6 protein-coding genes and 1 pseudogene are annotated in these 5,453 nt (G+C 59.9%); 4 read left to right on the plus strand and 3 right to left on the minus strand.

Annotated elements, in window-relative coordinates:
* Positions 1 to 228: 228 nt before the first annotated feature.
* Entirely contained in the window at positions 229 to 870 is a 642-nt protein-coding gene (locus WBV42_RS21345) for a helix-turn-helix domain-containing protein (RefSeq protein WP_423987822.1), read from the minus strand.
* A 254-nt stretch (positions 871 to 1,124) separates the two neighbouring features.
* Here WBV42_RS21345 and WBV42_RS21350 point away from each other — a divergent pair, with 254 nt between their 5' ends.
* Positions 1,125 to 2,165, plus strand: coding sequence for a hypothetical protein (locus WBV42_RS21350; protein ID WP_423987823.1), 1,041 nt, complete (start codon positions 1,125 to 1,127; stop codon positions 2,163 to 2,165).
* On the opposite strand, the gene WBV42_RS21355 is transcribed toward WBV42_RS21350, so the two are convergent.
* Positions 2,166 to 2,492 carry a sensor histidine kinase gene (locus WBV42_RS21355; RefSeq protein ID WP_423987824.1) on the minus strand — a complete coding sequence of 109 codons (327 nt, stop codon included), beginning with the start codon at positions 2,490 to 2,492 and terminating at the stop codon, positions 2,166 to 2,168.
* A gap of 95 nt (positions 2,493 to 2,587) precedes the next feature.
* Here WBV42_RS21355 and tnpA point away from each other — a divergent pair.
* Positions 2,588 to 2,878, plus strand: a pseudogene (gene tnpA / locus WBV42_RS21360) (IS200/IS605 family transposase); the annotation flags it as partial.
* A gap of 27 nt (positions 2,879 to 2,905) precedes the next feature.
* Here the strand turns inward: tnpA and WBV42_RS21365 are convergent.
* Positions 2,906 to 3,487 carry a response regulator gene (locus WBV42_RS21365; RefSeq protein ID WP_423987825.1) on the minus strand — a complete coding sequence of 194 codons (582 nt, stop codon included), beginning with the start codon at positions 3,485 to 3,487 and terminating at the stop codon, positions 2,906 to 2,908.
* A 171-nt stretch (positions 3,488 to 3,658) separates the two neighbouring features.
* On the opposite strand from WBV42_RS21365, the gene WBV42_RS21370 reads away from it, so the two are divergent.
* Positions 3,659 to 4,633: an aldo/keto reductase gene (locus tag WBV42_RS21370; RefSeq protein ID WP_423987826.1), complete on the plus strand. Its 975-nt coding sequence runs from the start codon at positions 3,659 to 3,661 to the stop codon at positions 4,631 to 4,633.
* A 196-nt stretch (positions 4,634 to 4,829) separates the two neighbouring features.
* Positions 4,830 to 5,453: DUF4396 domain-containing protein (locus WBV42_RS21375; protein WP_423987827.1), on the plus strand; the 624-nt coding region annotated here is incomplete at its 3' end.

A 5,453-nucleotide genomic window follows, 5' to 3' on the forward strand; every position in this document is an offset into this window, starting at 1 on the left:
ATCCACGACCGCTTCGCTGACCGTGGTGTACTCCGCACAGTCGAACACGAATTTATCGGGAGGTGAACCGTCCATATCCGTCATTGTGTCAACACTTCCAGGGAGGCCGTCGGTGTGTCCGGGGGCGATTCGCTTCACGCTGGACGATAGTCGTCCAGCAGGCGTCAGTGGTGCCGTTCACTATCTGCGTCTTTAAGGGGGGAAGGGTTTACCGAACGTCCACGACCGTCACAGGTCGAGCAGTTTCTCGACGAGTCGTTTCATCCCACGGCGTAACCTTCGACCCAACGCCGTCGAGGAGATTCCATCGCTAGCGGCGAGTTCCTGTAGAGTTATGCCGCGCGGGTCATCGAAATAACCCCGTTCGTAAGCCATCTTCAGGGCATCGTGCTGCCGGCCAGTCAGGCCGAAGTTCGTCTGTCCACCGCCGTCAGTTTCAACGTAGAGCGTTCCGACACGGAACGAAACGCTCTCGTCTCGGCAGTACGATCGAAACGCGACCAGCGCGTCGTTGTCCGGCAGTTGGAGTTGTAGCTCCCACCCCTCGGTGTCGCTCTGGACGTTGAGGATCTGAATACCCAGTTCCGCGAGCATCGGCGTGACGGATTTCGCGGCGTCCGAGATCCGAACCCGGTAGATGCGCTGAGTTCCGTAATTCGCCACGAGATGAGGGTCCGTGACGGTCGGATCCGCGTCGAGCACCCCCTCAAACCCGTTCAAATCGTCCCCCTCGACGGAGAAAAAGAGCAGTAGCTTGGACCCGCTCCGAACGGGTTGGAACTCCCGGTGAATCAGTACGTCCGGCCGCTCACGTATCGTTGGTACTAGCGTGAGGTCGGGATGGCTGATGTGAATTTCGGCGAGAACCATCGCTACCGCTCCCCAATCGGTTTCGACCGTCTCGATTCGACGGAAGCGCGTTGGGTGGAGGACCAGCGGGCTAAGTGATCATCGTCTCTGAACACGTCTCAGGTACCTAGGTTTCGGAGCAGCATAAGCCTCGCCGCTACACGGTTTTTGTCAGATGGGCCGAATATTACAGTCAGCGACGGGAAAGCGACGACAGGCGATAGCCATCTGATCGATGCAAAGTATTGTCTCGGTTGCCGTCGAACGAAAACCGGATGACACTCTACGACGAGGTGGCCGACCTTCCGCTGGAAATCGATTCCTGTTCGTTCGAACCCCACGAGCGCGAGACGTCGAGCGATTTCACGCGCGTCACGACCGAAATCGTCCTGCGTGGCGGCGGCGAAACGGGGCGCGGCGAGGACGTGACGTACGACGCCGACGACCAGCACGGACTGGCCGACGCCGAGTTCGACCTGACGGGGTCGTACACGTTCGGCGAGTTCTCGAAGGCGCTCGCCGACATCGACCTCTTCCCCGTCGGGCCATCCCGTGCGGATTTCCGGCACTACCTTCAGTGGGCCTTCGAGAGTGCGGCGCTCGACCTCGCGCTCCGACAGGCTGACACCGACCTCGCAAGCCTACTCGACCGCACACCCGAACCCGTGCGGTTCGTGGTGAGCATGCGGTTGGGCGACCCTCCAAGTGCCGAACGCGTACAACGGTGGCTCGACATCGACCCCGAGTTGGGGTTCAAACTCGACGCCACATCGGAATGGGACGACGGGTTCGTCGCCGAACTAGCTTCCACTGATCGAATCCGGATCGTGGACATGAAAGCCCAGTACGGCGAGGCGGAGGTGAACCAATCGCCGGATTCCGAGCTCTATCGTCGAGTCGCGGAGGGGTTCCCGGACGTCGTCATCGAGGACGCCGCGTACACCGACGAGACGGCCGATATACTCGATTCCGTGAGCGAGCGACTCTCGTGGGACGCGCCGATAACGGGGGTCGAGAGCATCGAATCGCGGCCGTTCGAACCCCAATGGCTGAACATCAAACCGTCGCGGTTCGGCAGCGTCGAATCCCTGTTCGACACGTTGGAGTACTGTGACGAACACGGGATCGTGCTGTACGGCGGCGGGCAGTTCGAACTCGGCGTCGGTCGCGACCAGATTCAGTTGGTGGCGTCGCTGTTCTATCCGAACGGGCCGAACGACGTGGCTCCGCGAGGATACAACGACCCGGAACCGAGCGAGGGATTACAGTCGAGTCCGCTGCCAGCGCCGACCGTCGACGGGTTTCGGTGGGAATAGCTACGCCCGTCGAATCCGAAAGCACGTCCCGCCGTCCGATCCTACACGAATTCGAATGGACCAGCCGTGTGCGTTTGCGATTCCCTTGACGATGGAGAGGCCGAGTCCGGAGCCACTTTCGGCTGTCGTGTGACCGTGCTCGAAGACGGCCTCGCGCTCCTCCGGAGCGATCCCGGGACCATCGTCCTCGACGAAAAAACCGTCCGAGAGGGGCCCGACACGAACCGTCGTCTCGTCTCCGGCGTGCTCGACGACGTTTCGAAACAGGTTTTTGAAGAGCTCCTGCAGTCGCCCTCGGTCGGCATCGACCGTATCGAGGGTGTTCACGACGAGTGTACAGTCCCGTGTTTCGACGTTCGCCCACACCTGCCGGACGACGGAAGTGAGTCTGACCGACTCCGTGTCGCTGACAACTGCCCCTGGCGTGTTTCCTTGACGTGTGCGACGAGTATAACTACAAGATACTGTCTCTCCACATTTCATCCGACCACGTACACTTGTTCCTCTCCGCACACCCGAAGCATGCGCCGAGCGAAATTGTACGGACGGTCAAGAGCATCACGGCGCGGGAGATGTGGGATTTGCACGAGTCGTTCTTGGAGCAATATCTGTGGGGCGGTGGGTTCTGGGAGGAATCATACTACGTGGGGACGGCAGGCGACGTTTCGACCGACACGATTGAACAGTATATCGAGCGAACGAACCACGTTTAGTGGAGCGTACGGCCTTCACCCTCGGGGTCAAGCCCCGAGGCACTCGGCCTGCTCCGCCTGTAGAACCGAAATGTGTTTGCCGATGAGTTCCTCCCGGTCGTATCCCGACATCTCCAGGAGTGCATCGTTAACGACAGTCATCCGACCGTTGGTGTCGATCGTGTACACTCCATCGCCCATCGCTTGGACGATGGACTGGTAGTGGTTGAATCGTCGGTCGGGTTCGTTCGAACTCGACGGCCGTATCGTCTGCTCGATTCGATTCGCCAACGTGTCGGCGTCGGTTTCCTGTGTCCGAAAATAGTCACTCACGCCAGCGGAGATCGCCCTGCTGGCAACGTGTTCGCTCCCGGATTCGGTACAGAGAATAAACGGAAGGCCTGGACGCATTTGCCGAACGACGTTGACCAACTCGATACCGTCCGTGTCCGGAAGCGAATAACCGCTCAGGACACAGTCGATACGCGTTTCCGAAAGCGTACCGAGCGCGTCGTCCATGGTGGCTGCTGGAATGACAGTGAGATCAGTGCCGGCGTCGGAGAGGCGGTCCGGCGAAACATCCGCGTCGCAGGGTGGGTCAACGAATAATGCACGGATGTCTTTCGTCACTGTCCCAACGACTCTATCAACAATTATATTCGTTTCCTAATGATTAGTATTATCGGAATCGACAGCGTAATCGTCGTTCTGTGGAGATTCGTGCCGTAGGAAAACGGCGCGTTCGGGGAGTGAATCACCGTTGCCCGTAGCTTTTTGCTCGCACGACACGACCCACCCTGCATGGAGTATACGACACTCGGTGACACGGGGATGGAAGTGAGTCGAATCTGTCTCGGCTGTATGAGTTTCGGGACTAGCGACTGGCGGGAGTGGGTGTTGGACGAGGACGAAAGTATGCCCATCATCGAGCGGGCGATCGACCTCGGCATCAACTTCTTCGATACGGCGAACATGTACTCGGAGGGAGAGAGCGAGCGAATCCTCGGGAAAGCCTTGGAGGGACGACGCGACGAGATGGTCGTCGCGACGAAGGGCTTCTTCCAGATGAACGAGGACGACCCGAACTCCGGCGGGTTGTCGAGAAAGGCGATCGAGCAGGAACTTGACAACTCCCGAGAGCGACTGGGGATGGACACCATCGACCTCTATCAGATTCACCGCTGGGACCCCGACACGCCCATCGAGACCACCATGCAGGCGTTGGACGACGCCGTTCGGCGCGAGAAGGTGCGCTATCTCGGCGCGAGTTCCATGTGGGCACACCAACTCGCGGAGGCACTGTACACCAGCGACCGGATCGGTCTCGACCGCTTCGTCACGATGCAGAACCACTACAACCTCGCATATCGGGAGGAGGAACGCGAGATGCTCCCGCTCTGTGAGAAGGAAGGATTGGGCGTCATCCCGTGGAGTCCGCTCGCCCGTGGGTACCTCACGCGACCGCACGAGGAGTTCGAGGACACGACGCGAGGGAAAACCGACGACTACGCCCACGAACATCCCTACCCGGAGGGCGGCGGCGAGGAGATTAACGAGCGAGTACAGGAACTCGCCGCCGAGAAAGGCGTCACGATGGCACAAATCGCGCTGTCGTGGCTGTTCCACAAGGACGCGGTGGACGCGCCCATCGTCGGAACGACGAGCGTCGAACACCTTGAAGCGGCCGTCGAAGCACTCGACGTGACGCTTTCGTCCGGCGACATGGCGTATCTCGAAGAGCCGTACGAACCGCTTCGCGTTTCCGGCCACGAATAACGCCGTCGAAGGTGATCTGATTTTAGGAAACTCGGTTCTGCGCCGAACGAGGGTATAAATCCAAGGTTAGACATGCATCCTATTTTGTCATCGCCAAATCACCCATCCAATTTTTCGGCTCGATTAGCCGGAAGGATATAAAAAGAGGATACCGTACTCCGAAACGGCAGTACGCTACAACCGAGGTGGCCACAACATGCAACTCATACCCATCGCGGACGGAATCACGAGCGCGTTCGAGCCAGCGCGGAAGGTACTGAAGCCGATACTATCGAATCCGACGTACCTCGCCGGTTGGGGGGTCCTCATCCTCGTCTGTGTCGGGACCCTCTGGTGGGACATCCGGAAGCGAAACCGAGCGCTCCCGTCGATGATGAAGTTCGTCTGGACGCTCGTCGTGGCGTACTCGGGACCGTTCGGACTCGCCGTCTACTGGTACTCCGGACGAACCCAGATTTCCAACGACTCGCTCTGGCGACGGGGCTTTCGCTCCACGTCCCACTGTTATTCCGGGTGCGGCGCTGGCGAAGTCGTCGGGATGGTCGCCATCGCGGGCGCGCTCGCCATAGGAAGCACGCTCGTACAGACGGTCGGCACGTTCGCGCTCGCGTACACCTTCGGCTACGCGTTGACGATGGGGCCGCTGATGCAGGAAGGTGAAAGCTTCCGGACGGCGTTCTCCGACACGTTCTACAGCGAGACGCCGTCTATCACCATCATGGAGATCACGGCCATCGGCACCGATCTCCTGCTCGCACAGGGGGCGAAGTTCGGCGACCCCCTGTTCTGGGGGTCGCTGGTCTTCTCGCTCTCGGTCGGG

Source organism: Haladaptatus sp., from assembly GCF_049589095.1.
Lineage (GTDB): Archaea > Halobacteriota > Halobacteria > Halobacteriales > Haladaptataceae > Haladaptatus.